The organism is Oscillochloris sp. ZM17-4 (assembly GCF_019599295.1).
In the GTDB taxonomy this organism is placed as follows: domain Bacteria; phylum Chloroflexota; class Chloroflexia; order Chloroflexales; family Chloroflexaceae; genus Oscillochloris.
Genome location: NZ_JAIEWN010000024.1, coordinates 35,018 through 36,938, shown reverse-complemented (window position 1 = coordinate 36,938; position 1,921 = coordinate 35,018). Strand labels below are relative to the sequence as shown.

Here is a 1,921-nt window from a genome sequence, read left to right as displayed (position 1 = left end):
GGGCGGGCGGCCGCAGGCCCTCGCGCTGCGACCTCAGTCGCCAGCGGGGGGCGCTCCCGCCGCGCAGCCTCTGGGAGAGGCGGTATAATGACCGAAGAAGGACACCCCCATGTCGAACGAGACCCTCCTGCTGCGCGCAAAGCTGGCCCCCCCGCGCCTGCACCGGCGGCTGCTGCCGCGCCCGGCGCTGGCCGCGCGCCTGCGCGAGGCGCTAGACTACCGCGTGACGCTGCTCCAGGCCGGCACCGGCTACGGCAAGACGACGGCTCTGGTGACGCTGGCTGACGGCGGGCTGCCCCTGCTCTGGTACAGCGTCGGCGAGGGCGACAGCGACCCGCAGATCTTCCTCTCCTACCTGATCGCCGCCTGCGCCGCCGGCCTGCCCGGCCTCTCCGACCTGCCCGCCGCCACTCTGCGCGAGCGCCGGGGCGAGGCCGGCGTGTCGGTCTGGGCGACCGCCCTCGACGCCCTGCTCAACGCGGTGGGCGAGACCCTCATCGGCCCGGCCATCCTCGTGCTGGACGACTACCACTTTGTGGCCGGCTCGCCCGAGGTGCGCGCGCTCACCGACCGCCTGATCGCCTACGCCCCGCGCGACCTGCGGGTGGTCCTCTCTACCCGCTACCCGCTGGCCGGCGGCGAGCTGCTGCGCTGGCGGGCCCGCGGCGAGGTGCTTGAGCTGGGCCGCGAGGCCCTGGCCTTCGACGCCGGCGAGATCGCCACGCTGTTCCGCGAGGTCTACGGCATGGGGCTGGCCGACGCCGACGTGGCCGCCCTGGCCCACCAGACCGAGGGCTGGCCGATCGCGCTCCAGCTGGTCTGGCAGGGCCTGCGCGGCGGCTCGTCGCGCGGGCTGGCCGAGCTGCTGACCGACCGGCCGGCCTCGCTGGCCGCGCTCTTCGACTACCTGGCCGGCGACGTGCTCGGCCGCCAGCCGGCCGCGCTGGCCTCCTTCATGCGCGAGACGGCCCTGCTGCGCGAGCTGACCCCGGCCGCCTGCGACGCGGTGCGCCAGGCCGATGACGGCGCGGCCATGATCGAGCAGCTGCGCGACCGCGACCTGTTCGTGGTGGAGATCGGCTCCGAGCAGCTGCGCTACCACCATCTCTTCCACGACTTCCTGCGCCAGCAGGCCGCCGATGCTCCGGCCCTGGAGGGCCGCCGCCGCCGCGCCGCGCGATTCTACGCGGCGCGGGGCGACGATGAGGAGGCGATCTACCACTGGCTGGCGGCGCGCGACTACGACGAGGCCGCCGCCGCCGTGGCCCGCGCCGGCGAGGCCGCCCTGCGCGCAGGGCGCCTCGACACCCTGGCCGGCTGGATCGACGCCATGCCCCCCGAGGTGCTCAGCGCCCACCCGCGCCTGATCGGCTACCTGGGCGACCTCTACCGCCTGCGCTCACGCTTCGACGAGGCGCTCTCCTGGTACGCCCAGGCCGAGGCCGCCTGGCGCGACCGCCGCGACCAGGCCGGGGTCAGCCGGGCGCTGCGCGGCCAGGCCCTGGTCTACATCGACCAGGTGCGCCCGGCCCAGGCCGAGAGCCTGCTCCAGGAGGCCCTGCGGATCAGCGACGGGCTGGACGACCGGGCGGCCCGCGCGCGCCTGCTCGACCTGCTGGCCGAGAATAAGCTGAACATGGGCAATCCGGCCGACGCCGAGCGGCTGCGGGCCGAGGCGCGCACCCTGCGCGAGGAGGGGCCGGTCGAGGACCTGCTGAGCGTGCGGGTGAAGCTGCGCACCGGGCGCCTGGCCGAGGCCCGGGCCATCCTGGAGGGCTGGGCCGAGGAGGAGCGCCTGGCCAGCGAGCGCGGCCAGCGCCACACGCCGCGCGGCCACCGCGAGACGCTGCTGGTGCTCTCGCTCATCCACAGCTTCTGCGGCGAGGCCGAGCGGGCCGCCGAGCGGGCCGAGATCGGGGCC

Annotated in this window: 1 protein-coding gene; it reads left to right on the top strand. The window is 75.9% G+C overall.

Annotation, left to right across the window (positions count from 1 at the left end; all coding sequences use genetic code 11):
* Nucleotides 1-109: 109 nt before the first annotated feature.
* A partial coding sequence (locus K2Z83_RS17175) for a tetratricopeptide repeat protein (RefSeq protein WP_220596415.1) occupies nucleotides 110-1,921 on the top strand: 1,812 nt, incomplete at its 3' end.